General features: G+C 66.7%; 17 protein-coding genes and 1 pseudogene (1 of these 18 only partly in view). 14 read left to right on the plus strand and 4 right to left on the minus strand.

All coding sequences use genetic code 11. The annotated features are described in order from the left end of the window. Both GQ464_RS06445 and GQ464_RS06450 read right to left on the minus strand, forming a co-directional pair. Window positions 1–1,945, minus strand: a pseudogene (locus tag GQ464_RS06445) (endonuclease MutS2); it reaches 491 nt to the left of the window's first position. 35 nt (window positions 1,946–1,980) lie between these two features. Next, entirely contained in the window at window positions 1,981–2,985 is a 1,005-nt protein-coding gene (locus tag GQ464_RS06450) for a sugar phosphate nucleotidyltransferase (RefSeq protein ID WP_166980384.1), read from the minus strand. A 354-nt stretch (window positions 2,986–3,339) separates the two neighbouring features. Here GQ464_RS06450 and GQ464_RS06455 point away from each other — a divergent pair, with 354 nt between their 5' ends. The 14 genes from GQ464_RS06455 to GQ464_RS06520 all read left to right on the plus strand — a co-directional run bounded on the left by GQ464_RS06455 (window position 3,340) and on the right by GQ464_RS06520 (window position 23,016). Then, window positions 3,340–4,029, plus strand: coding sequence for a YiaD family glycine zipper/OmpA-like lipoprotein (locus GQ464_RS06455; protein WP_166980382.1), 690 nt, complete (start codon window positions 3,340–3,342; stop codon window positions 4,027–4,029). A gap of 89 nt (window positions 4,030–4,118) precedes the next feature. Beyond that, a complete protein-coding gene (locus GQ464_RS06460; protein ID WP_228350678.1) occupies window positions 4,119–4,859 on the plus strand; it encodes an LOG family protein in 741 nt (246 codons plus the stop codon). A gap of 261 nt (window positions 4,860–5,120) precedes the next feature. Further along, window positions 5,121–6,008, plus strand: a complete 888-nt coding sequence (locus tag GQ464_RS06465) for a tetratricopeptide repeat protein (protein ID WP_166980380.1) — start codon at window positions 5,121–5,123, stop codon at window positions 6,006–6,008. A gap of 112 nt (window positions 6,009–6,120) precedes the next feature. Continuing rightward, complete coding sequence (locus GQ464_RS06470; RefSeq protein WP_166980378.1) at window positions 6,121–6,855, plus strand: HAD family hydrolase; 735 nt, start codon at window positions 6,121–6,123, stop codon at window positions 6,853–6,855. 34 nt (window positions 6,856–6,889) lie between these two features. Continuing rightward, window positions 6,890–7,648, plus strand: a complete 759-nt coding sequence (locus tag GQ464_RS06475; RefSeq protein ID WP_166980376.1) for an acyltransferase — start codon at window positions 6,890–6,892, stop codon at window positions 7,646–7,648. A gap of 212 nt (window positions 7,649–7,860) precedes the next feature. Then, window positions 7,861–8,880, plus strand: a complete 1,020-nt coding sequence (locus GQ464_RS06480) for a LacI family DNA-binding transcriptional regulator (RefSeq protein WP_166980374.1) — start codon at window positions 7,861–7,863, stop codon at window positions 8,878–8,880. A gap of 402 nt (window positions 8,881–9,282) precedes the next feature. Next, a complete protein-coding gene (locus GQ464_RS06485) occupies window positions 9,283–12,324 on the plus strand; it encodes a SusC/RagA family TonB-linked outer membrane protein (RefSeq protein WP_166980372.1) in 3,042 nt (1,013 codons plus the stop codon). Window positions 12,325–12,412: 88 nt separating this feature from the next. Further along, window positions 12,413–14,026, plus strand: a complete 1,614-nt coding sequence (locus tag GQ464_RS06490; RefSeq protein ID WP_166980370.1) for a RagB/SusD family nutrient uptake outer membrane protein — start codon at window positions 12,413–12,415, stop codon at window positions 14,024–14,026. Between the two features lie 175 nt (window positions 14,027–14,201). After that, window positions 14,202–14,648: a TonB-dependent receptor plug domain-containing protein gene (locus GQ464_RS06495; protein WP_166980368.1), complete on the plus strand. Its 447-nt coding sequence runs from the start codon at window positions 14,202–14,204 to the stop codon at window positions 14,646–14,648. A gap of 151 nt (window positions 14,649–14,799) precedes the next feature. Further along, entirely contained in the window at window positions 14,800–18,132 is a 3,333-nt protein-coding gene (locus GQ464_RS06500) for a VCBS repeat-containing protein (RefSeq protein WP_228350679.1), read from the plus strand. A 72-nt stretch (window positions 18,133–18,204) separates the two neighbouring features. Further along, window positions 18,205–18,597: a GxxExxY protein gene (locus GQ464_RS06505; RefSeq protein WP_166980366.1), complete on the plus strand. Its 393-nt coding sequence runs from the start codon at window positions 18,205–18,207 to the stop codon at window positions 18,595–18,597. 105 nt (window positions 18,598–18,702) lie between these two features. Then, window positions 18,703–19,101 carry a GxxExxY protein gene (locus GQ464_RS06510; protein WP_166980364.1) on the plus strand — a complete coding sequence of 133 codons (399 nt, stop codon included), beginning with the start codon at window positions 18,703–18,705 and terminating at the stop codon, window positions 19,099–19,101. Between the two features lie 28 nt (window positions 19,102–19,129). Beyond that, window positions 19,130–22,486 carry a VCBS repeat-containing protein gene (locus GQ464_RS06515; protein WP_166980362.1) on the plus strand — a complete coding sequence of 1,119 codons (3,357 nt, stop codon included), beginning with the start codon at window positions 19,130–19,132 and terminating at the stop codon, window positions 22,484–22,486. Window positions 22,487–22,575: 89 nt separating this feature from the next. Beyond that, a complete protein-coding gene (locus tag GQ464_RS06520) occupies window positions 22,576–23,016 on the plus strand; it encodes a hypothetical protein (RefSeq protein ID WP_166980360.1) in 441 nt (146 codons plus the stop codon). A gap of 212 nt (window positions 23,017–23,228) precedes the next feature. Here GQ464_RS06520 and GQ464_RS06525 read toward each other — a convergent pair whose 3' ends face one another. Together GQ464_RS06525 and GQ464_RS06530 are read right to left on the minus strand one after the other, a co-directional pair. Next, a complete protein-coding gene (locus GQ464_RS06525) occupies window positions 23,229–23,462 on the minus strand; it encodes a type II toxin-antitoxin system RelE/ParE family toxin (protein ID WP_166980358.1) in 234 nt (77 codons plus the stop codon). A gap of 173 nt (window positions 23,463–23,635) precedes the next feature. Beyond that, window positions 23,636–23,896: a type II toxin-antitoxin system RelB/DinJ family antitoxin gene (locus tag GQ464_RS06530; RefSeq protein WP_166980357.1), complete on the minus strand. Its 261-nt coding sequence runs from the start codon at window positions 23,894–23,896 to the stop codon at window positions 23,636–23,638. Window positions 23,897–23,948: the final 52 nt, after the last annotated feature.

The following is a 23,948-nucleotide window of genomic DNA, read 5'->3' on the forward strand; positions in this document are numbered from 1 at the left end:
GACGCCGGCTGCGCTTCGCCTGCCGCCGCTCCACCTTCTGGCGCCGGCGCTCCACCTCCTCCCTGAACCCCTCCAGTTCGGCCCGGGCGGCGCGGGTGGCTTCGCGGGCGGCCTCGGCCTCCTTGATCTCACGGATGGTGCGTTCGATGCGGGCGTTGGCCTCCTGCAGTAGCCGCTCGGCCTCCACGGCCGCCTGCCGCCGGATGTTGTCCGCCTCGGCTCGCAGCCGCTCCCGCAGCGCCTCGTACTGCTCCTTCTCCGCCCGTGCCCGGGCCAGCTCCGCCTCGGCCTCGGCCAGCCGCTCGGCCAGCGCCCGGCTGCGCGCCTCGAACGTGGCGATGAGCTCTTCCATCGACACTTTCTGCTCGCCCACCAGGGCCCGCGCCCGCGCCAGCACGTCGGCGTCGAGGCCGATGCGCTCGGCGATCTCGAAGGCATAGGACGAGCCCGGCACGCCGAGCTGGAAGCGGTAGGTGGGGCTGAGCGTGGCCCGGTCGAACGCCATCGACCCGTTCTCGACGCCCTCGGTGGCGTGGGCGAACGCTTTGAGCGTGCCGTGGTGCGTGGTGGCGATGGTGCGCGCGCCGATCTCCGTGAGGCGTTCGAGGACGGCCTGGGCCAGCGCCCCCCCTTCGGCCGGGTCGGTGCCGGTGCCCGCCTCGTCGATCAGGATGAGCGTGCGGTCGTCGGCATGGCGGAGCATGTACTTGAGGTTGGCTACGTGCGAGGTGAACGTGGAGAGGTCCTCCTCGATAGACTGCTCGTCCCCGATGTCGACGATCAACCGGCCGAAGAGGCCGAAGCGCGAGGCCGGGTCGAGCGGCAGCGGCAGGCCGCAGGCCAGCATCAGCGCGAACAGGCCCACGGTCTTCATCGCCACGGACTTGCCCCCGGCGTTGGGGCCGGTGATGATGAGCGTGCGGAAATCGCCGCCGAGGCGCAGGTCCAGCGGGACCACCTCACGCGCCGGGCCGCCCTCGGCCCGCTGCCGGGCGAAGTGGAGCTGGAGCACGGGATTGCGCCCGCCCCGGATGTCGATGACGCCGTCGTCGTTGAGCGTGGGCACCACGGCGTCGAGCTCGTTGGCCAGGCGGGCCTTGGCCTGCAGGAGGTCGAAGGTCGCCAGGACCCGCTGCCCCGCGTGGAGGGCGTCGAGGTGGGTGCGGACGGCGTCGGCGGCGGCCCGCAGGATACGCTCGATCTCGCGGCGCTCCTCACTCTCGAGCTCGCGCACCTCGTTGTTCAAATCCAGCGTGGCCGCCGGCTCGATGTAGACCGTCTGCCCGGTGGCCGACGTGTCGTGCACGAAGCCCTGCACCTTGCGCTTGGCCTCGGCGCGGACGGGGATGACCATGCGCCCGTTGCGGATGGTCGGCTGCTCTTCGGTGGCGTAGCCCTGCGCCACGGCGTCACGGAGGGCCTTCAGGACGGAGGCGCGGAGCTGCTCCCGCCGGCGGGCCAGCTCCCGGCGGACCCGCCGGAGCTCGGGCGAGGCGTCGTCGCGGAGCCGGCCCTCGTCGTCCACCACGGCGGCCAGGCGCTCCTCCAGGCCGGGCAACGGCACGAGCGCCGCCGCCACACGGGCCAGGTGCGGGTACTTGCCCGTGCGCCGGTCGAAGTACCCTTTCAGCCGCCGCACGGTGGTGAGCACCTGCCGCAGGGCCAGGAGGTCTTCCGGGTCGAGCGCCGCCCCTTCGAGGGCTGCCCGCCGCAGCACCTCGCCCAGATCGAGGACGTGGTCGAGCGGCACGGGGTCGTCGAAGCGGAGGGCCTGCTGGAGCTCGGCTACCCGTCCCAGTTCATCACGGACCCACGCCGGCTCGGCCGAGGGCTGCATCGCCGCCAGCCGCCGCTCGCCGAGGGTGCTGCGCACATAGGCCCCCAGCCGCGCCCGCAGCACGTCGAAGCCGAGCTTCGCTTCCACCGTGTCGGGATACACATGCATGGCGGGATGCGGGCATACCGGGGACGGAAGGCGGCTCAGCCGCGCGGCCCGACCTCCGAGTGGTCGCCGATGTTGAGCACGCGGGGCGCGTCGCGCACGACGGCGTGACGGCCCACGAGCGTGTCGGCGAGGACGGCCCCTTCCACGTGGGCCTCTCCGAAGACGATGCTCTCGCGGAGGACGCTTTGCTCCACGTGCGCGCCGGCCTCAATGGACACGTTCGGCCCGACGACCGCGTTCCGCACCACCGCCCCCGGCCCCACATAGACCGGGTCGATCACCACGCTGTTTTCGATGGTGCCCTGGCGGAGGTCGTCCCGCTCGCGGTCCAGGATGACCTTCGTCGTTTCGAGCAGCGCCGGGATGGTGCCGCAGTCGAGCCAGTCGGTGACGGTGGCCGTCTTGAAGACGCGTCCGGCCTGGAGCATACGGTCGAGGGCGTCGGTGAGCTGGTACTCGCCGTGTCCTTTGATGTCGAGGCCGATCAGCTCGGCAATGGCGGCGCGGAGGGTCGTGAGATCCTTCACGTAATAGATGCCGATGAGGGCCTCGTGCGAGATGGGCTCCTTCGGCTTCTCCACGAGCGCCTTGATGCGGTCGCCCTCGCGCACGGCCACGCCGAAGCGGCGGGGGTCTTCCACCCACTTGACCCACGCCACCACGTCGGCCTCCTCCAGGTGCTCGACGGGCTCCATGTAGAAAAGCGTGTCGGCAAAGACCACGATGCCTTCGCCGTCGAGGTGTGCCTCGGCGGCATAGACGGCATGGGCGGTGCCGAGTGCCTGCTCCTGCACGGCGAAGTGGGCCTCCATGTCGTGTCGCCGGCAGATGTCGGCGAGCTGGGCGCGCACCTCGTCGCCGAAGTCGGGGCCGAGCACAAAGACGCCGGCGTCGAGCGCGCGCGGCAGCACCTGGTTGAACGTGTCGACGATGCGCTCGACCATGCTCTTGCCCTTGACGGGAAGGAGCGGTTTCGGGGTGACGTGGGAGTGGGGCCGCACGCGCGTCCCGCGCCCGGCCATGGGGATGATCAGTTTCATGAATCGTACGGATGGGTCGGTTGATACGTGCCAGCCACCCGGAAGAGACGACGGTGACGCCGCCAAAGATAGAAAGCAGACGGCAGGAATGGAGGATGCAATGGACCCGAATTGTCCACCATCCGATACATTTCCGGGGATCTCGGCGATTTTTCAAACGGAGCGCTCCCCGGGCACCCCGGCAGGTGCTTTTCCCGCCTTTCCCGTGCTCCTCTGCGACCCGGATCCGAGCCGCTCCATGCGGCCGTACGTTCTGGCATCAAGCTTGTCGGATCGCCGGCCAGAGACGACATGGCCGGGCGACACCGCATGCACCTGCCGCCGGCCTGATCATAAAACCAACCGTCAACGACCATGAAACGCAGTTTACCATTTTCCCTTTTCGCCGCTTCCTTCGTACTCATCGTGGCCGGCGCCCTTCTCCTTTCCGGCTGCGCCGGCCTGAACAACACGGGCAAGGGCGCGGCCATCGGCGCCGGTGCCGGGGCCGTCATCGGCGGGGTCATCGGCAAGACACAGGACAAGACGGCCGAGGGCGCCATCATCGGCGCTGCCGTAGGCGGTGCAGCCGGCGCCATCATCGGGCGGCAGATGGACAAGCAGGCCGAGGAACTCGAAAAAGAGCTGGAAGGTGCCCGGGTAGAGCGCGTCGGCGAGGGCATCGAGATCACCTTCGACGCAGCCATCCTGTTCGACTTCGACTCGGCGGCCCTGCGTCCCGAGGCCCGGGCCAACCTGCGGGACCTGGCCGAGAGCCTGCTCAAGTACCCGAACACCGAGGTGAGCATCATCGGGCACACGGACGCCATCGGGTCGGAGGAGTACAACCAGCGCCTTTCCGAACGCCGGGCCAACGCCGCGGCGACGTACCTGATCGGTCTGGGCGTCCCGCCCGAGCGCATCCGCGCCTACGGCATGGGCGAGACGGCCCCGATCGCCTCGAACGACACCGAGGCCGGCCGCCAGCAGAACCGCCGCGTCGAGGTGGCCATCTACGCCTCGGAGGAATACCGCCGGCAACTCGAGGCGGAACACGGCAACTGAGCGGGGCGTCTGGTTATTTTCCGGGCCGGGCGAGACGTCGAACCGGCGTCTCGCCCGGCCCGTCGTCCTCCTCTCCTGCACACGTACCCATGTCCTTCTCCGACAAAAAGCTGAACACGGGTAACCATGCCCGCCTGCCGGCCTCCATGACCAAAGAAGAGATCGATGCCTGGCAGGAGCAGCGGATCAAGGACCTCTGGCGGGTTTTTCGCATCGTGGGTGAGTTCACCAAGGGCTTCGAGACGCTTTCGGCGCTGGGGCCCTGTGTATCGATCTATGGATCGGCCCGCACGCCGGCGGATCACCCCGACTATCACCTGGCGGAGACCGTCGCCCGCAAGCTGGTCGAGCGCGGCTTCGGGGTCATCACCGGAGGCGGGCCGGGCATCATGGAGGCCGCCAACAAAGGCGCTTTCGAAGCCGGCGGCCTCTCCGTCGGGCTCAATATCGTCATCCCCCACGAACAGCATCCCAACCCCTACGTCGCTCCCGACAAACTGCTCAACTTTGACTTCTTCTTCGTGCGCAAGGTGATGCTGCACAAGTACGCCCAGGGCTTCATCGTCCTGCCGGGCGGCTATGGCACGATGGACGAGCTGTTCGAAGCGCTGACGCTGATCCAGACCCGGAAAGCTACCCCGTTCCCCATCATCCTGATGGGCAAAGCCTACTGGCAGGGGCTGGTATCGTGGCTCCGGGACACCATGCTCGCAAGCGGCCGCGTCTCGCCCGAAGACCTGGAACTGTTCGCCCTCACGGACGACCCGGACGAGGCCGTCGACCGGATCGACACCTTTTACCGGCAGCACATGCTCTCGCCCAATTTCTGAGGCAGGCGGGCCGGGCTCCGCTTTTGCCTTTCATCATTATTCAATCTTGCGTATCTTCCTTTTTCACAGAAAAAATGAAACCTGGACACAGAAAACCGAAACCGTGCGCCTTGTGCGCTCATTAGTTATAGAGGCCCCGCAGCCTTGCGTTTGACCGTGCGGGTTGCTTCGAGAAGCCTCACGCGGTCGATGCCGTCAGCGCATGAGGGGCGACCTCCGGGCAGCCCCGTTTGACCGAAAACCCTCCCACGCAACAAGCCCATGACAGAGACCATGAAGCCGTATCATCCCAGATGGCTTGCCCGCATTTCCCGGTTGCTGGCACTGGCCCTGCTGATGGCCGCGTTCAGCGGCATCACGGCCTACGCCCAGGAATACAAGGAGGCCTTCAATGCGGGCCTGGAAGCCTTGAAAACCTACCAGAGCTCCAAAAAGGCCGCAGACCTGACCAAGGCTTACCAGCAGTTCGAAGCCTCGCGTAAGGGTGCCCAGGCCGCCAACGACCGAGAAGTGGCCGCCAAAGCCGCGCAGTACCTGGCCCGGATCGACTATACCCGCGGCGTGGCCTCCTACAAGGCCGAAAAGTTCGAAGAAGCCGTCACGTTCTTTGACCAGTCGATCAAGAACGACGCCGACTACGACAAGGCCTATTACATGAAAGGGCTGGCCCTGAAGAAACTCGACCGGCTCGACGAGGCCATGGCTTCCCTGCAGATCGCCATGGAAAAGGGCGAGGGCAAAGCAAAGCAGGCTGCCGCCGACGCCATTCGCGATCACTACATCTACCTGGCTTCCCGGGCCCTGAGCCGCGGCGGCGAACGCATCAGCGCGGCGGACGCCGAAGAAGCCCGCGGATACCTGCAAAAACTGATGGACCACGGCGTAGAACCCGACGCCGACTACTACTACTACATGGCCGTTGCCTTGAAAGCCACGGGACAGGCGCGCGAGTCGGTCGAGATGGCGGACAAGGCCCTGGAGCTGCACCGCGGCAGCCGCTCCGACAAGGCCAAGATCTACTTCGTCAAAGGGGAAGCCCTGATGGCGTTGCAGGACTACGAGGGGGCCAAGGAGGCCTTCCGTAATGCCGCCTACGGCAGCTACAAGGCCACCGCCGAACACTACCTCGAAACGATCGGCACCCGGTAAGGCCCCTGCCAGCTCCGGTATTGGACGAAGCCCGCGGTCCCGTCGACCGCGGGCTTTTTCCTGCCCGGGTGTCCCCGGCCTGTTCCCCGGCCAACCTCTTCATTCCTACCCGATGGCTTTCTCCGGTGCCCTGACCATCGACTTCTGGAACACGCTCGTCGAGGCGGGGGTGAACGGAGCGGCACGCCGGCAGCAACGGATGACCCACCTGCTGGCCACGGTGCACGCCTGCCGCCCCGGCATCCTGCCGGCTCACGTCGAGGCGGCCTTCAACGAAGCGGTACGTCGTTTCGACCAGGCGTGGAAACACCAGCACCGAACCCCGTGCACGGAAGAGCTGGTGCGTGACGTCTGGAACCTGCTCGACCTCCAGGTACCGCCCGACCGGCACGAAGACACGGTCCGCGTCTTTCAGGAAGGCGTACTCGAACACCCGCCCGCCCTCGTCGAAGGAGCGGCCGAAACACTCGACCGCCTGGCCGAACGCTACCGCCTGGCCCTGATCTCGGACACCATGTTCTCGCCGGGACGGGTCCTCCGCCGCCTGCTGGACCGGCACGGGTTGCTCCGCTACTTCGACGCCTTCGTCTTCTCCGACGAAACCAGTTTTTCCAAACCCGACGTTCGCGCCTTCCACCAGGCGGCCCGGCAATTGAACGTCTCCCCCGGAGCCCTGCTGCACATCGGCGACCTGCGTCGTACCGACGTGGCCGGAGCCCGGCAGGCAGGCGCCTGCGCCGTGCTTTTTACCGGCGTCCACACCGACGAAGAAGAAGGCCCGGAGCCACACCACATACTCACCTGCTGGCACGAGCTGCCGGACCTGCTGCGCACGCGCTTCGCTTAGTTTCGTACAACCGGGTTATCCCACCTGACCGCCTATGTCCACCTCCTACATCGCCGGCAGCGCCGTTCTGGGTGAAGGCACCACGGTCGGCCACTTCTGCGTCATCGGCGAAGGCGTCACCATCGGCGCAGGGTGCCAGATCGGGCACCACGTCGTCATTCACGACGGCACCACCATCGGCGACCACGTCCGCATCGACGACCATGCCACCCTCGGCAAACAGCCCATGCGGGCGGCCAACAGCGCCGTCACCCGGGACCGCCGGAAACCGCCGGCCCGGATCGGCAACCGGTGCCTCATCGGCGCGGGTGTGGTGCTCTACGCCGGCTGCACCCTGGGCGAGCACGTCCTCGTGGCCGACCTGGCCACGCTCCGCGAAGACGTTCGCGTCGGCGACTTCACCATCATCGGGCGCGGTGTGGCCGTCGAAAACCAGTGCACCATCGGGCGCTACTGCAAGCTGGAGACGAACGTCTACCTGACGGCCTACTCGGTCATCGAGGACCGTGCCTTCCTGGCGCCGGGGGTTCTCACGAGCAATGACAACTTCATCGGGCGCACCGAGGAACGGTTCAAGCATTTCAAGGGGATCACGGTGCGACGCGGCGGGCGCCTCGGCGTGGGTGCCGTCATCCTGCCGGGCAAGGAAGTGGGGCCGGACGCCGTCGTGGCCGCCGGCGCCGTCCTCACACGCGACGCGGAGGCCGAGATGATCTATGCCGGCCTCCCGGCCCGCCCCTTCCGCCCCGTCCCCGAGGAACAGAAGCTCGACAGGCAGGGATGGGAGGAATAAGATTGCGAATTGCAGGAGCAAGCGTGCCGGCCCCGCACAATCGACACGGCCCGGGCCACCATCCGGCAAGTGCTTCGCCCTTTCCTCGCGAAGCCGCATGCACGCTGCGTAACGCAGCCTGTTTGCATGGTTCACCGGTGTTTTTTTAGATTCGCCCCGTACCCGCCCTCCGAAACGTTTCCGGCCCCTCTCGTTCTTTTCAAACCAAGACGATGCCCACCCTTCAAGACGTAGCGCGGGAGGCCGGGGTCTCCTCGGCCACCGTCTCGCGGGTCCTGAACGACTCCGGCAAAGTGAACGTGGCCACACGCCGGCGCGTCGAAGAAGTCATTCGTCGTCTCGGCTATCATCCCAGCCGGGTGGCGCGCCGGCTCCGGGTTCAGCGGGGTCGCTCGCACATCCTCGGCCTGATGATCCCCGACCTGCAGAACCCCTTCTTTTCCGACGTAGCGCGCGGCGTTGAGGATTATGCCTACAACCACGAGTATGCCGTCATCCTGTGCAGCTCGGACGAGGACATCGACAAGCAAACCTTTTATCTCAACACCCTGTATGCCGAATCGGTGGATGGCATCATCCTGCCGCCGATCCCGGGTGAACACGGCCGGTTGGCCTGGCTGGCCCAGGAGCAGCGGCTGCCGATCGTCTGCCTGGACCGGCACCTGCCCGCGCTGACGCTCGACACGGTGGTCGTGGACAACCACCGGGGCGCGTTCGAAGCCGTCGAGTTGTTGATCCGGCTCGGACACCGTCGCATTGCCATCATCACCGGTCTGCCGGCCCTCTCGACCAGCCAGGAGCGTCTTGAAGGCTATCTGGAAGCGCTTTCTAAACACAACGTGCCGGTCCTTCCCCACCTGATTCGCCGGGGAGACTCCCGGTACGAAAGCGGGCGCCTGGAAGCGGGCCATCTGCTGGACGAACCCGTTCCTCCCACGGCCCTCTTCGTCGGCAACAACCTGATGACGCTCGGGGCCCTGGAGGCCATCCACAGCCGGGGGATCCGGGTACCCGAACAACTCTCCATCATCGGCTTCGACGACATGCTCTGGGCGGCTTCCCTGAACCCGCCCCTGACGACCGTCCGGCAGCCCGGCTACGAGATCGGCCGGCAGGCCGCCGAACTGCTGCTGCAACGCATCGCCGAACCGAGCCGCCCGCCCACCGTTGTGGTGTGCCAGCCGGAGCTTGTCCTCCGGGCCTCCTGTGGCCCGGCTCCCCTGAACCCGTGAGCCACCCTGCCCCCGACACGTCCCTCCGCCGGCCCGCGGCGACCATCCTGCCCGGCATCCGCTGCCGGAAAAGATCCATTATTTACGCCGGGCGGTGGGGGCAACCGCCCGGCTGCCCGCAAGGAGACGATTTATTCCCTTGCAAATAGTAATCGATTACATTTTCTTTAAGACTGTTGTTGACTTTGGAGAAGGGATTACGTTATTTTTTACGACGCCATATTCTCCACTGGCTTCTGGTTTTGCAAAGTGTGTAAGCGCTTTAGCAACACCAAAACCCGCTATCCTCACCCCCAAAATCACCTGGCATTTTCTGCCTCCCTCCCTTTATCCTACCCGGAAGGCCGGGTGCCCTGCGCCGGCTTTCCCTGTTTCATCCCGCCAACCTAACGCTCCAACGACATGGTCAAAAAAATACTGCTCCTGAGTACCCTGATGCTCTGCTGCGTGAGCCTGGCCTTCGCCCAGCGGACCATCACGGGTACGGTGACGGACGCCGACAGCGGTCTGCCCCTGCCGGGCGTCAACATCGCCATCAAGGGTACGATGACCGGTACGACGACCGACATCAACGGCCAGTACCGCATTCAAGCCAACCAGGGCGACGTGCTCGTCTTCTCCTTCGTCGGTTACCTGACGCAGGAAGTGCCCGTCGGTACACAGGATGTGATCGACGTGGCGCTGGCCGTCGATGAGGTGTTGCTCGACGAGGTGGTCGTCGTCGGGTACGGTACGCAGCGCCGGGCCAACGTGACGGGGTCGGCCGAACGCGTCAATGCCGACGAGGCCAACGTGGGGCTCGTCAGCGCGCCCGAACAGCTCATCCAGGGCCGTGTGGCCGGCGTCAACATCATCCAGAACGGTGGGGAGCCGGGTGCCCCGACGACCGTCCGCATCCGCGGCGGCACCTCCATCAGCGCCTCGAACGAGCCGCTCTACGTGATCGACGGCGTGCCGATCGACAACGCCGGCGGCACCCCGGGCCTGCTCAACGAAGGCGGCAACACCCCGTCCTCCGGGCGCAAGAACCCCCTCGTCTTCCTCAACCCGAACGACATCGAGTCCATCGACGTGCTCAAGGACGCCTCGGCCGCGGCCATCTACGGCAGCCGCGGCGCCAACGGCGTCATCCTGATCACCACCAAAAAGGGCCGCGCCGGGCAGGTGCAGGTGGACTACGACGGCTACGTCTCCACCTCCAACTTTGCCCGCAAGCTGGACCTGCTCACGGCCGAGGAATACTGGGCGGCGGTTCGTTTCTATGGCCTTCCGGAGGACAACCTGGGCAACGCCGACACCGACTGGCAGGAGGCCGTCACGCGCGATGCCGTCTCGCACCAGCACAACCTGGCCTTCGGGGGTGGCACCTCGGCCACGCAGTACCGCGCCTCGGTCAGCTACCTGAAGCAGGAGGGCATCATCATCGACTCCGGCCTGGAACGCGTCTCGGGCCGCATCAACGTCAACCACTCGGCCTTCGACGACCGCCTCCGGATCGACACCCGGCTGACGGGGTCGTTCTTCAACGACAACCGCGCCCCCTTCAACCAGACGGGCGGCTTCGAAGGCGGCCTGCTGACCAACGTGATGAAGTACAACCCGACGCTGCCCGTACGAAGGGCTGACGGGACGTTCTTCGAGATCCCCGGCCAGACCTCGGTCCGGAACCCGGTCGCCATGGCCGAACAGGTGGACGACATCGTCAAGACGACCCGCCTCCTCGGCAGCTTCAAGGCCGACTACGACTTCACCTTCATCACCGAGGGCCTCACCGGGACCGTCAACCTGGGGCTGGACCGCCAGCAGGCCAGCCGGCGCTATTTCATCCCCGGTGCCAACCCGCTGAAGCAGGCCGTCAACGGTGAGGCCCAGCAGTCGAACCGGGAGCAGAGCTCGCAACTGATCGAGCTCTACGGGACGTATGCCCGCCTCTTCGGCGACGCCCACAACGTCAGCCTCGTCGGCGGCTACTCCTTCCAGGAGTTCCTGCAAGAGGGGTTCCAGGCGATGGCGCAGGGCTTCGTGACGGACCTCTTCGAGTTCAACAACCTTGCGGCCGGTAACTCCGAAACGTTTAGTATCTCCTCCTTCAAGCAGAAGAACCGTCTGATCTCGTTCTTCGGCCGGCTCAACTACGACTACAGAGGCCGGTACATCCTCTCGGCCTCGCTCCGGCGGGACGGTTCTTCGCGCTTCGGGGCGGACGAAAAGTGGGGCTTCTTTCCGGCCTTCACGCTCGGCTGGCGCCTCTCGGACGAAAGCTTCCTCCAGGGCGTAGAGGCCATCAGCGACCTGAAGCTGCGCGTCGGCTGGGGGGTGACCGGCAGCCAGGAGATCGGGAACCTGCGCTCGCTGCCCATCTTCGGCTCGGCCGGCAACGCCGTCCTGGGTGAACAGGAGGTCTCGGGCGTGGCCCCGACCAACTTCCCCAACCCGGACCTGAAATGGGAAGAGACGACGCAGTTCAACGTCGGGCTCGACTTCGACCTGTGGGACAGCCGCGTCTACGGCTCGGTCGAGTACTACGTGAAGAACACCGACGACCTGTTGCTCGAGTTCGAGGTGCCGCAGCCGGCCGCCGTGCCGACGCGCCTGGCCAACGCCGGCGAGATGAAGAACACCGGTGTGGACGTGGCCCTGAACGCCGTCGTGCTCGACCGGGGCGACCTCTTCCTCGAGTTCGGTGCCACGTTCAACCGGAACAAGAACGAGATCGAGAACCTGGGTGGCCGGACCCAGATCTTCACGGGCCGCGCCAGCGGGGCCGGTCTGTCCCAGCTGAACACCCAGATCCTGACGCCCGGTGAACCGTTCGGCACGTTCTTCGGGCCCGAGTTCATCGGCTTCGACCCGCAGACAGGCATCCAGCTCTGCCGCGGAGCGCAGACCCAGTCGGCGCCCTGCTCGGACATCGGTCAGGCCGAGTGGCTCATCATCGGGAGCGCCCAGCCGGACTTCACCTACGGCCTGACGACCAACCTGACGTACAAGAACTGGGACTTCAGCTTCTTTATCCGGGGTGAGCAGGGCCGTGACGTGTTCAACAACACGGCGCTCGAATACTCCTCGAAAAACCTGCTCAACACCAACGTCAACTTCCTCCGCCAGGCCCTTGAGGATCCGACACCGCTGGCCGAGGCGCCGCAGTACAGCTCGCGCTGGATCCAGGATGCCTCGTTCCTGCGCATGGAGAACATCACGCTGGGCTATACCTTCCGGAACGTGACCTCGCTCAACGCACTCGTGGGCACGATCCGCCGGGCCCGCATCTACGTGTCGGCCAACAACCTCTTTGTGATCACGCCCTACGACGGCTTCGATCCCGAGGTGAACACGGAGGCCTCCTCCAGCGTGGGCAACATCCCGATCCTGAGCCTGGGGATCGACTACACCAACTACCCACGCCCGCGCACCTTCACGGCGGGCATCAGCCTGGGCTTCTGATGGTCACCCGGCACGCCTGAGGTACTTTACCGATAGCGTGCCCCTGCCTTCGCGAGACTTCACGTTTAACCCCAGACCGACTTTTCCCATGAAAGCCTTACATACCCCCAGAACCTGGGCGGCAATGCTCCTGGCGGTGGTGCTCCTGACCCCGCTGGCTGTCTCCCTCCAGGGTTGTACGGATCTGGACGAAGAAACCTTCGGGGTGATCACCCCGGACCAGTTCTTCCGCACCGAAGCCGAAATCGTGGCCGCGCTGGCGCCCGTCTACGCCCAGCTGCGTGCCATGATGTGGAACTACCACAACATCAGCGAGGTGACCTCGGACGAGGCCATCATCCCCACCCGCGGCACGGACTGGGACGACGGTGGCCACTGGCGCCAGCTCCACCAGCATAACTGGGACGCCCTGACGGTGGACTGGAACGGCGCCTGGGTGGACGCCTATACGGGCATCGCCCGCGCCAATGTGGTGCTGGAAAACCTGGCGGCTGCCGACGTCTCGCAGGAGACGAAGGATGCCGTCAGCGCCGAGTTGCGCTTCCTCCGGGCCTTCTACTACTACCAGCTCATGGACCTCTTCGGCGGCGTGCCGATCGTCGAAGCGGCCGCCGTGGACCCGGACAACCCACCGTCCCGAAACACCCGTGCCGAGGTCTTTCAGTTCGTCGAAAGCGAACTGAATGCCATCCGCGACGCCCTGCCGGAAACATGGGACACGGCCAACCTGGGGCGTGCCACCCGCGGCGCCGCCGACGCCCTGCTGGCCAAGATCTACCTGAACGCCCGGGAGTTCACCGGCGAAGTGACGACCGACGGCATCCAGCGCGGCCAGGCCCGCTGGCAAGACGCCATCGACGCCGCCGACCGGGTCATCAACTCGGGCGTCTACAGCCTCGCCGGCGACTACTTCGACAACTTCCGCGTCGACAACCACACCTCGCCGGAGATCATCTTCATGGTCGGCCACCTGGCCAGGCCGGGCCTCGGCCTGACCTTCATCATGCGCACGCTCCACTACAACCAGATCCCGGAGACGCCCTGGAACGGGTTCTCGACGCTGGCCGAGCGCTTCAACTCGTTCGACGACGATGACCGGCGCAAGCTGATGTTCCTCGTCGGCCTGCAACGCTCCGGCCCCAATGAGGGCTGTGTCGGGCAGGAATGCTTCTCCTCGGGCGACCCGCTCACCGACCGCGTCGGCAACCCCCTCGAATTCACGCCGGACTTCCGCCGACCCGACGGAACCCCGGTCACGGGGACCCCGATCAACGTCAATGAGACCTCGGGGGTGCGCGTCCTCAAGTGGGAGATCGACCCGAGCCGGGTCGGCGGCGACAACGGCAACAACTACGCCTTCTTCCGCCTGGCCGAGATGTACCTGATCAAGGCCGAGGCGCTCATCCGCCAGGGCGACGTCCAGGGCGGCATGGCCCTCATCAACCTGATCCGTGAACGCGTCTTCGAGCCGGACGAGCCGCTGACGGCCAGCAACCAGGCCGAAGCCCTCCAGCACGTGCTCGACGAGCGCGGCCGCGAGCTCTTCTGGGAGGCCACCCGCCGCCAGGACCTGATCCGCTTCGATCAGTTCACCCGGGCCTGGGAGTTCAAGCCGGAGAGCCAGCCGTACCGCGTCCTCGGCCCCATCCCGCAGGTGCAGATCGACGCCAACCCGAACCTGACGCAGAACCCGGGCTACTGATGAACCCCCACACGTTGCCCCTCGGGTAACGGCTACCTCAGAGCAGCCCCGCCTGTCCTCCCGAGGGCAGGCGGGGTTCGCTTTGAAGGGCCGATCCGGCAACTCCGGCACGCTGAGGCGTACTACCCCCGCCCGGTACGTATCCCGAACACCGCTTCCAGAACCCGACGAACCCATGCGCTACCCGACACGCCTCGTGCTCCTGATCGCGGCGCTCTCGCTCGCCCTCTCCGCCGGATGCGGCGGCAGCGGCGGCGCCCGCACCACGGAGCCCGCCGGCACCCTCACCGGCGACGACCTCACCCGTACCGCCCCCTCGGCCACGCGCCTGCAAGACCTCATCGAAGGCCGCATCCCGGGCCTGACCTTCACCGAAGGCGCCGGCGGCCGCGTCCTCATCCGCCTGCGCGGCATCAGCAGCTTCAGCGGGCACGACCAGCCCCTGATCGTCGTCGACGACATCCCCGTGGACCTGGCCGCCGACGGCTCCATCCCCGGCGTCGTCGTCTCCGAGATCGCCCGCATCCGCGTCCTCAAGGACCCTGCCGAGACAAGCCGCTACGGCATGCGCGGCGCCCACGGCGTCATCGTCATCACCACCAAACGAGGCACCGGCCGGTGATCGGGGGGAGATTGAAAATTGAAAATTGAAAATTGAAGATTAAAAATTGGAAGGTTGAAGATAGCTCGGCCTTCCCTTCGTGCCTTCGTGTCTTCGTGGCAAAAAAATCCATCCCGATCCTGACCTCGAAACCCGGAACCCGAACAGGTTGATGTCCCTGCGTTTCTCCCCGCTCTTTTTCCTTTCCCTGATGGTCCTGGCCGGGTGCGCGAAGGAGCGCGCCGGGGGTCCCCGCGCCGCGGCGCCGGCCGTCTCCCACCGCTTCACCCTGCTGCCGCCCGGCTTCACCCGCATCGACTTCGAGAACCGGCTCACCGACACGGACGACTTCAACGTCTTCACCTACCGCAACTACTACGACGGCGGGGGCGTCGGCCTGGGCGACTTCAACGGCGACGGCCTGCTCGACGTCTACCTCACCGCCAACCAGCTCCCCAACCGGCTCTACCTGAACCGCGGCGACTTCCTGTTCGAAGACGTCACCGACCGGGCCGGCGTGGGCGGGCGGCACCGGTGGTCCACCGGCGTGGCCGTGGCCGACGTCAACGGCGACGGATGGCTCGACCTCTACGTGCTCAACTCGGGCGACCTCGACGACCGCGCCAACGAGCTGTACCTCAACCGGGGACCGGACGCCGACGGCATCCCCCGCTTCGACGAACGCGCCGCCGAATACGGCCTCGACGACCGCGGATACGGTACCCACGCCGCCTTCTTCGACTACGACCGCGACGGCGACCTCGACGTCTACGTGATGAACAACTCGTCGCGGCCCATCTCCAGCTTCCGCGTCAAGACCGTCCGCCACGTGCGCCACGACCTCGGCGGCGACCGCCTCTACCGCAACGACGGCGGCCGCTTCACCGACGTCAGCGAGGAGGCCGGCATCCACGGCAGCGAGATCGGCTTCGGCCTGGCCGTCACCGCCGGCGACGTCGACGGCGACGGGTGGGTCGACCTCTACCTCTCGAACGACTTCTTCGAACGCGACTACCTCTACCTGAACAACCGCGACGGCACCTTCCGCGAGGTCATCAAAGACCGCATGCCCCACATCAGCCAGTCGTCGATGGGCGCGGACATGGCCGACCTCAACAACGACGGCCTGCCCGAGATCTACGTCACGGACATGCTCCCCGAGGACGACCTGCGCCTCAAGACCACCTCCACGTTCGATGACTGGCGGGCCTACGAGGGCGGCCTCGCCAGCGACTTCTACCACCAGCTCATGCGCAACATGCTCCACCGCAACAACGGCGACGGCACCTTCTCCGAGATCGGCCTCCTCGCCGGCGTCGCCGCAACCGACTGGAGCTGGAGTGCCCTCCTGCAGGACTTCGACCTCGACGGCCACAAGGACATCTTCGTCACCAACGGCGTCTACAAGGACCTGACCGACCAGGACTTCATCATGAACTTCAGCTCGGAGCAGAGCCTGCGCGACTTCGTGGCCGAGGAAGGGGTCAACTACCCGAAGCTCCTGGCGCAGATCTCCTCGTCGCGCCTGCCCAACTACCTCTTTCAGAACCGGGGCGACTGGTCGTTCGTCAACCGCGCCGACGACTGGGGCCTGGCCACACCGGGCTGGTCCAACGGCGCGGCCTACGGCGACCTCGACGGCGACGGCGACCTCGACCTCGTCGTCAACAACCTGAACATGCCGGCGTTCGTCTACCGGAACGAGACCGACTCGCTCGACGCCCACCGCTTCCTGCAGGTCGCCCTCGAGGGCGAGGGGATGAACCGCTTCGGCATCGGCGCGAAGGTGTTCGTCCGGCACGACGGGCAGACGTTCTACCTCGAGCAGATCCCGACGCGCGGCTTCCAGTCGTCCGTCGACCCCGTGCTCACCTTCGGCCTCGGGACGATCGAGACGGTGGATACGCTGCTGGTGGTCTGGCCTGACGGGCGCGGCGAGGTGCGCACGGGCATCCCCACGAACCAGCGCCTCACGCTCCGGCAGCGCGAGGCCCCCCTGCCGGCGGTGGACGACCTGCCGATCCCGCGCCCCACGCCCCGGCCGCGCTTCACCGACGTGACGGCCGCCTCCGGGCTCGACTTCGTCCACCGCGAGAACGACTTCATCGACTTCCGGCGCGAGCCGATGCTGCCGTGGAAGCTGTCCACGGAGGGGCCGGCGCTGGCCGTGGGGGACGTCGATGGCGACGGCCTCGACGACGTGTTCGTGGGCGGGGCGAAGGAGCAGGCGGGCGCGCTCTACCGGGGCCGCCCCGGCGGCACCTTTGCCCGCCTCGCCACGACGGCCTTCGACGCCGACGCCATCTCGGAGGACGTCGACGCCGCCTTCTTCGACGCCGACGGCGACGGCGACCTCGACCTCTACGTCGTCAGCGGCGGCAACGAGTACGGGCAGCGGGCCCCGGCCCTCCTCGACCGCCTCTACCTGAACGACGGGCACGGCGCCTTCACGAAGGCGTACGGCCGCCTCCCCGACCACTACGAGAGCGGCAGCGTCGTGGCCCCCGCCGACGTCGACGGCGACGGCGACCTCGACCTGTTTGTCGGCAGCCGCTCGGTGCCCTGGCGCTACGGCGAGACGCCCCGGAGCGCCCTCCTCGTCAACGACGGACGCGGCGGCTTCACCGACCGGACGGACGACCTCGCCCCGGACCTGGCCCGTGTGGGGATGGTCACGGACGCCGTCTGGGCCGACGTCGACGGCGACGGCCGCCCGGACCTCGTCGTCGCCGGTGAGTGGATGCCCGTCACCGTCTTCCGCAACACGGGCGGCCGCCTCGCGCGCCGCACCGGCGACGGCCTCGAGCGGACCCACGGCCTCTGGACGCGCCTCCTCGCCGCCGACCTCGACGGCGACGGCGACACGGACCTCGTCGCCGGCAACCACGGCCTCAACTCGAAGCTCCGTGCCACGCCGGACGCACCGCTGACGATGCACGTCCACGACTTCGACCGCAACGGCTGGGTCGAGCAGATCCTCTCCGTCTACCGGGACGGGCGGCCCCTGCCGCTGGTGCTGCGCCGCGACCTCGTCGCCCACATCCCGTTCCTGGCCGAGCGTTTCCCCACGCACCGGGACTACGCCGGCAAGACGGTCGAGGAGTTGTTCACCGAGGCGGAGCGGGCCGGGGCCCTCGTGCACACGGCCTACGAACTGCGCACGGTGGTCTTCGAGAACACCGGCGGCGCCTTCCGCCTGCATCCCCTGCCCTTCGAGGCCCAGCTCGCCCCCATGTACGGCCTGCTCGCCGGCGACTTCGACGACGACGGCCACACCGACCTCCTCCTCGGCGGCAACTTCTTCGGTTTCAAACCCGACCTCGGGCGTATGGACGCCAGCTATGGCGTCTTCCTCCGCGGCGACGGCGCCCTCCGCTTCGAGACGCGCCTGCCCCGTCAGAGCGGCTTCTTCGTGCCCGGCCAGACGCGCCGCCTCGCCCGCGCCAACGGCCGCGTCCTCGTGGCCCGAAACGACGACGCCGTGCAGGTGTTCGAGGTGCGATGAGCGTCGCTACGGCACACGGGTGGGACGGGTTGTTGCAAAAATGCTCTGCCACGAAGACACGAAGGCACAAAGATGTCGTACGAGCCGCTCTCCCCCGAAGAGGAACGGATGGCCCGGCACATCGTCGATGCCGCTTTCACGGTTCACCGGCATCTGGGTCCCGGCCTCCTGGAAAAAGTATACGAGGTATGTTTCTGCCACGAACTGGGTAAACGGGGCCTGCGCTATCTACGCCAGGTCGCCATCCCCATCGAATATGACGGCATTGTCTTCGACGAGGGATTACGGCTGGACGTGCTCGTGGAAAAGCGCATCATCTGCGAATTAAAGGCCGTGGACGAAATGCATCCGGTCTGGGAAGCCCAGATTCTGAGTCATCTCAAGCTGACCGGCCTCCGGCTGGGCTTCCTCATCAACTTCAACGTACCCCTGATCAAGCATGGCATCAAGCGCATCATCCTCTGACCTTCGTGTCTTTGTGGCCCATAGCAACGTCGCTACGGCACAGGGATGGGTCGGGTTGTTGACGGATGATCACGGATTTTTTCGTTCCAGGTGACACACAGGATCATGCTCCACGAGGATATCACGGGTCGGATAATCCGGGCTTTCTACCAGGTCTACAACACCCTCGGGTATGGATTCCTGGAGAAAGTGTATGAGAAGGCTATGGCGATCGAACTGGCCCGGAACGGCCTCGATGTGATTCGGCAGAAACCGATCGACGTGTATTATGGAGAAGAACGGGTTGGTGAATACTTTGCCGACCTGGTCGTCAACGACATGGTCATCATCGAACTGAAGGCCGTAGACCTGTTGCACCCGAACCACACCCATCAACTGGTGAACTACCTGAAGGCAACCGACATCGAAGTGGGCCTGTTGCTCAATTTTGGAGAAAAGCCCGAAGTGGTTCGGCGCATTTTCACCAACGACCGTAAGCGACACCGATCCGCGCCCCATCCGTAACCATCCGCGCCCATCCGTGTGCCCTTTCATGAAACGATTTCCTTTTCTCGCCCTGCTCCCGATCCTGTTTGCGACGGCCTGCTCCGAGCCGGAGGCGCCGGCGGCGGGGCCGCCGCTGTTTGCCCCGGTGCCGCCCGACTCGTCCGGGGTCACCTTCGCCAACGTGCTGGACGAGGACTCGACGTTCAACATCATCAACTACCTGTACTTCTACGACGGCGGCGGCGTGGCCGTGGGCGACGTCAACGGCGACGGCCTCGTCGACCTCTACTTCACCGCCAACCGCGGGCCCAACCGCCTCTACCTGAACCGGGGCGGCTTCACCTTCGAGGACGTCACCGAGGCCGCCGGGGTGGCCGGCCGGGGCACCTGGACCAAGGCCGCCACGATGGCCGACGTCAACGGCGACGGGTGGCTGGACCTCTACGTCTCGAACGTGGAGCACGGCCCCATGCACGGGCGGAACGAGCTGTACCTCAACCGGGGCCCCGGCGACGACGGCCTCCCCCGCTTCGAGGAACGCGCCGCCGAATACGGCCTCGACGTGGCCGGCCTCAACACCCAGGCCGTCTTCTTCGACTACGACCGCGACGGCGACCTGGACGTCTACCTCGTCCGCCACTCCGTCCACGACGTCGGGCAGATCGGCGGCATCGAGTTCCGCGCCAAACGTCACGAGGCCGCCGGCGACCTCCTGCTCCGCAACGACGGCGGCCGCTTCACCGACGTCACCGAGGCCGCCGGCATCTACGGCAGCGTCCTCGGCTACGGCCTCGCCGCCGCCGCCAGCGACCTGAATGCCGACGGCTGCCCGGACCTCTACGTCTCGAACGACTTCCACGAGAACGACTACCTCTACCTGAACAACTGCGACGGCACCTTCCGCGAGACCATCTACACGGCTACCGGCCATACCAGCCTGGCCTCGATGGGCAGCGACGCCGCCGACATCAACAACGACCTGCGGCCCGACGTCATCGTCACCGACATGCTGCCCTTCCGCGAGGACATCCGCCGCACCGCCGTCTCGGAGGAAGGCTACGACGTCTACCGCATCAAGCTGAACCGGGGCTACCACCACCAGTTCACCCGCAACACGCTCCTCGTCAACCTGGGGCAGGGGCGCTTCATCGACCTGGCCTTCTATGCCGGCGTGGCCGCCACCGACTGGAGCTGGGCCGCCCTCCTGGCCGACCTCGACCTCGACGCCTACAACGACCTGTTCGTCACCAACGGCGTCTATCGCCGCCCCAACGACCTGGACTACCTCCGCTTCGTCGTGCAGCCCCAGGTGCAGGCCGCCCTCCGCAACGAGGTCATCCCCCCCGCCGTGCTGGACTCGGTCCTGGCGTGGATGCCCTCCGTGCCCCTGCCCAACGCCGCCTTCCACAACCGGGGCGACCTGACCTTTGCCGAACGCGCCGCGGCCTGGGGCCTCGGCACGCCCGGCTTCTCCAACGGCGCCGCCTACGCCGACCTCGACAACGACGGCGACCTCGACCTCGTCGTCAACAACCTCAACGCGCCCGCCTCGATCTACCGCAACCGGGCCCGTGAGCACACCGGCCGCCACTACCTGACCGTAGTACTCGAAGGCGAAGGAATGAACCGCTTCGGCATCGGGGCGAAGGTGATCGTGCGGCACGGCGGCACGGCGCAGCTCCGCGAGCAGTTCCCCACACGCGGCTGGGCCTCCTCCGTCGACCTGCGCCTCCACTTCGGCCTGGGCGACGACGCCACCGTGGACACCCTCACGGTCGTCTGGCCCGACGGGCGATTCCAGACCCTCACCGGCCTCGCCGCCGACCGGACCCTCACGCTCCGGCAGGCCGATGCAGCCGGCGCGTACGCCTACCCGCCACAGGTGCCGGACAACCCGCTCTTCGCCGACGTGACGGACGAGGTGGACCTCGACGTCGTCCACCGCGAAAACGCCTTCATCGACTTCACGCGCGAGCCGCTGATGCCGCACCTGGTCTCCACCGAAGGGCCGGCGCTGGCCGTGGGCGACGTCAACGGCGACGGCCTCGACGACCTGTTCTTCGGCAACGCCAAATGGCAGCCGGCACGCCTCCTCGTACAGACCCCGGACGGCCGCTTTCGCCCGACCAACGAGGCCCTCTGGCAGGCCGACAGCCTCTACGAAGACGTCGCCGCCGCCTTCTTCGACGCCGACGGCGACGGCGACCTCGACCTCTACGTCGTCAGCGCCGGGAATGAGTTCTGGGGGCGGAACGAGGCCCTCCGCGACCGCCTCTATCGCAACGACGGCACCGGCCGCTTCACCCGCGACGCGGAGGCCCTCCCGCCGCTCTTCGAGCAGGGCAGCGTGGTGGCCCCCGCCGACGTCGACGGCGACGGCGACCTCGACCTGTTCGTCGGCAGCCGGGTGGTGGCCAAGGACTATGGCGCCCTCCCGCCCTCGTTCCTCCTGGAGAACGACGGCACCGGCCGCTTCACCGACGTGACGACCGGCCGTGCCGAAGGCCTGGCCTCCGCCGGCCTCGTCACCGGCGCCGCCTGGGCCGACGTGGACCGCGACGGCGACCCGGACCTCGTCGTCGTGGGCGAATGGATGCCGGTGCGTCTCTTCATGAACGAAGGCGGTCGCCTCGTCGAGCGGACCCGCGAAGCCGGTCTGGCGGATACGCACGGCTGGTGGTACGCCGTCCACCCCGCCGACGTGGACGGCGACGGTGACCCGGACCTTCTCCTGGGCAACCAGGGACTGAACGGCCTGCTGCGCCCGGAGCCCGGCCATCCCGTCCGCCTCTACCGCCACGACTTCGACGGCAACGGCACCATCGACCCGCTCCTGACCTTCTACCGCGACGGCGAAGAGCTCCCCTTCGCCTCGCGCGACGACCTCCTCCGCCAGATGCCGCGCCTGGCCGAGCGGCTGCCCACCTACGCCGCCTTCGCCACCGCCACGCTGGACGACCTCTTCCCCGACCGCCGCGATGCCGAGACGCTCGTGGCGACCACCTTCGCCTCGGCCTACGCCGAGAACCGGGGCGACGGCACCTTCGTGGTGCGCCCGCTCCCCCGCGAGGTCCAGTTTGCCCCGGTCCGCGCCATCGTCTCCGGCGACTTCGACGGGGACGGCCACCTGGACGCCCTCATGGCCGGCAACTCCGGCGGGGCCACTACGCGGCGCGGGCGGGAAGACGCCGCCTACGGCTGGCTCCTCCGGGGCGATGGACAGGGCGGCTTCACCGTGGTGCCCCCGGCCGAGAGCAACCTGTGGCTCGAAGGCGAGGTGCGTCGCCTGGCCCCGCTCCGCCGCGCCGACGGCACCCCCCTGATCGTGGCCGCCCGTAACAACGACCGGCCGCAGGTCATCCAACGGCTCGTGCCGGAAACCTCCCTCGCTCACGGAGAATAATCCACTGAAATGCGTATGGTTGTCCGGCCCGCCCTGTGTGCTTTCTGGGAAGGACCGGCTCCTTACCGTCCTCTCAACCCGTCGTAGCCATGCGATCCCTCGTTGTACGCCTCGCGTTTCCCCTGGCCGTCAGTCTCTTCCTCGCCGCGTGCGACTCCGGCTCCGGCATGGACGAGGACCCCAACTCGGTGGCCGGCACCTGGGTGGGCGAGGTGACGTCCGTGACGGCCCAGGGAGATACTATCGTCTTTCAGATCAACATGACGATCCAGCAGCAGGGCATCGAACTCTCGGGCGGCGGCACCGTCACCGGTCCGAACGGGCCCGATGCGTTCACCATCGTCGAGGGCGCCGCCTATTTCCACCCCATGATCAACATGGACCTGCTCTTCTCGGGCCCGCCCCTCGGTGAACTCAACGGCGTGGTGTCGGACGACCGGCGGACCATCACGGGCACCATCAGCGGCCCCGGCTTCTCGGGCCTGACGGTCCTGACCGTGGCCCTTTCCAAAACCGGCCCGCCGGTGTAGGAGGGTGACGTCCAGGGCATCGTACCTCGCGGCAGGCCCCTGCGTCTGCTCGACTATAGCGGAGGTCATGGTTCATGAGGGCATGGCGTCCCTTCGCCCGTCGAACCAACCGCTTAGCCGCGGATCTGAACGCGTTGCGCGTCCCGCTTTCCTGTGGGCCAGGGGGCGCACCCATAAAGGGTGCGGCTACATCGCGCTGCACAACGACACCTTCAATAGTATGGACCAACGCTATAGCGCGTCTCGCCACGGGCCAGTTTCTCGATGACCTCCTTCAGCTTCTGAACGTCCTTTCCCCGCTTTTTCGCACGCCTGACCTCTTTCTTGAACTGGTTCGTGCGACGGATGACTTTCATCACTGATGTTAGGCAGTAAGCGGCGAAGCCGCCACGTTTCTCCCCGTTCACTTCGTGATTGCTTCCGGCCAGGGAGAGAGCGACCCCCATCCCCCCTTCGGGGTACTTCCCCCTGCAGGGCCGCCGGGTGCGGCCAGGGGGAAGGGCTTGGCTTCACACGAAGCCGCCACCCACTTCCTCCCCATGCGAAGGGGAGGTGTCGCGAAGCGACGGAGGGGTAGCCCTGTCGCGGCACAGGTCTCAGCGGCGTAACTCCTGTTTCGTCAGATGTCCAGGTCCTCATACAGCGCCTCGGGCGACTCAAAACGCGGCAGGCGTTCGCGGTCACGCGCCTCTTCGAGTGCTTTGCGCGTCGTCTCATTCGGCAACTCGACCGGAAAAGGCAACCCCTTTCGCAGTGCCACCTGACGGTAGAAGAGCGTGATGGCCTGTGATGCCGTCAACCCGAGTTTCCTGAAAGTTTCTTCCGCCTTCCGCTTGGTTTCGGGGTCGATGCGGGCCGAGACGGTACTGGTCTTTCCCATGATGCCGGTCCGGTGATGTGACACAACGTACTACAATTGAAGTACATGGAAC

The organism is Rhodocaloribacter litoris (genome assembly GCF_011682235.2).
In the GTDB taxonomy this organism is placed as follows: Bacteria; Bacteroidota; Rhodothermia; order Rhodothermales; family ISCAR-4553; genus Rhodocaloribacter; species Rhodocaloribacter litoris.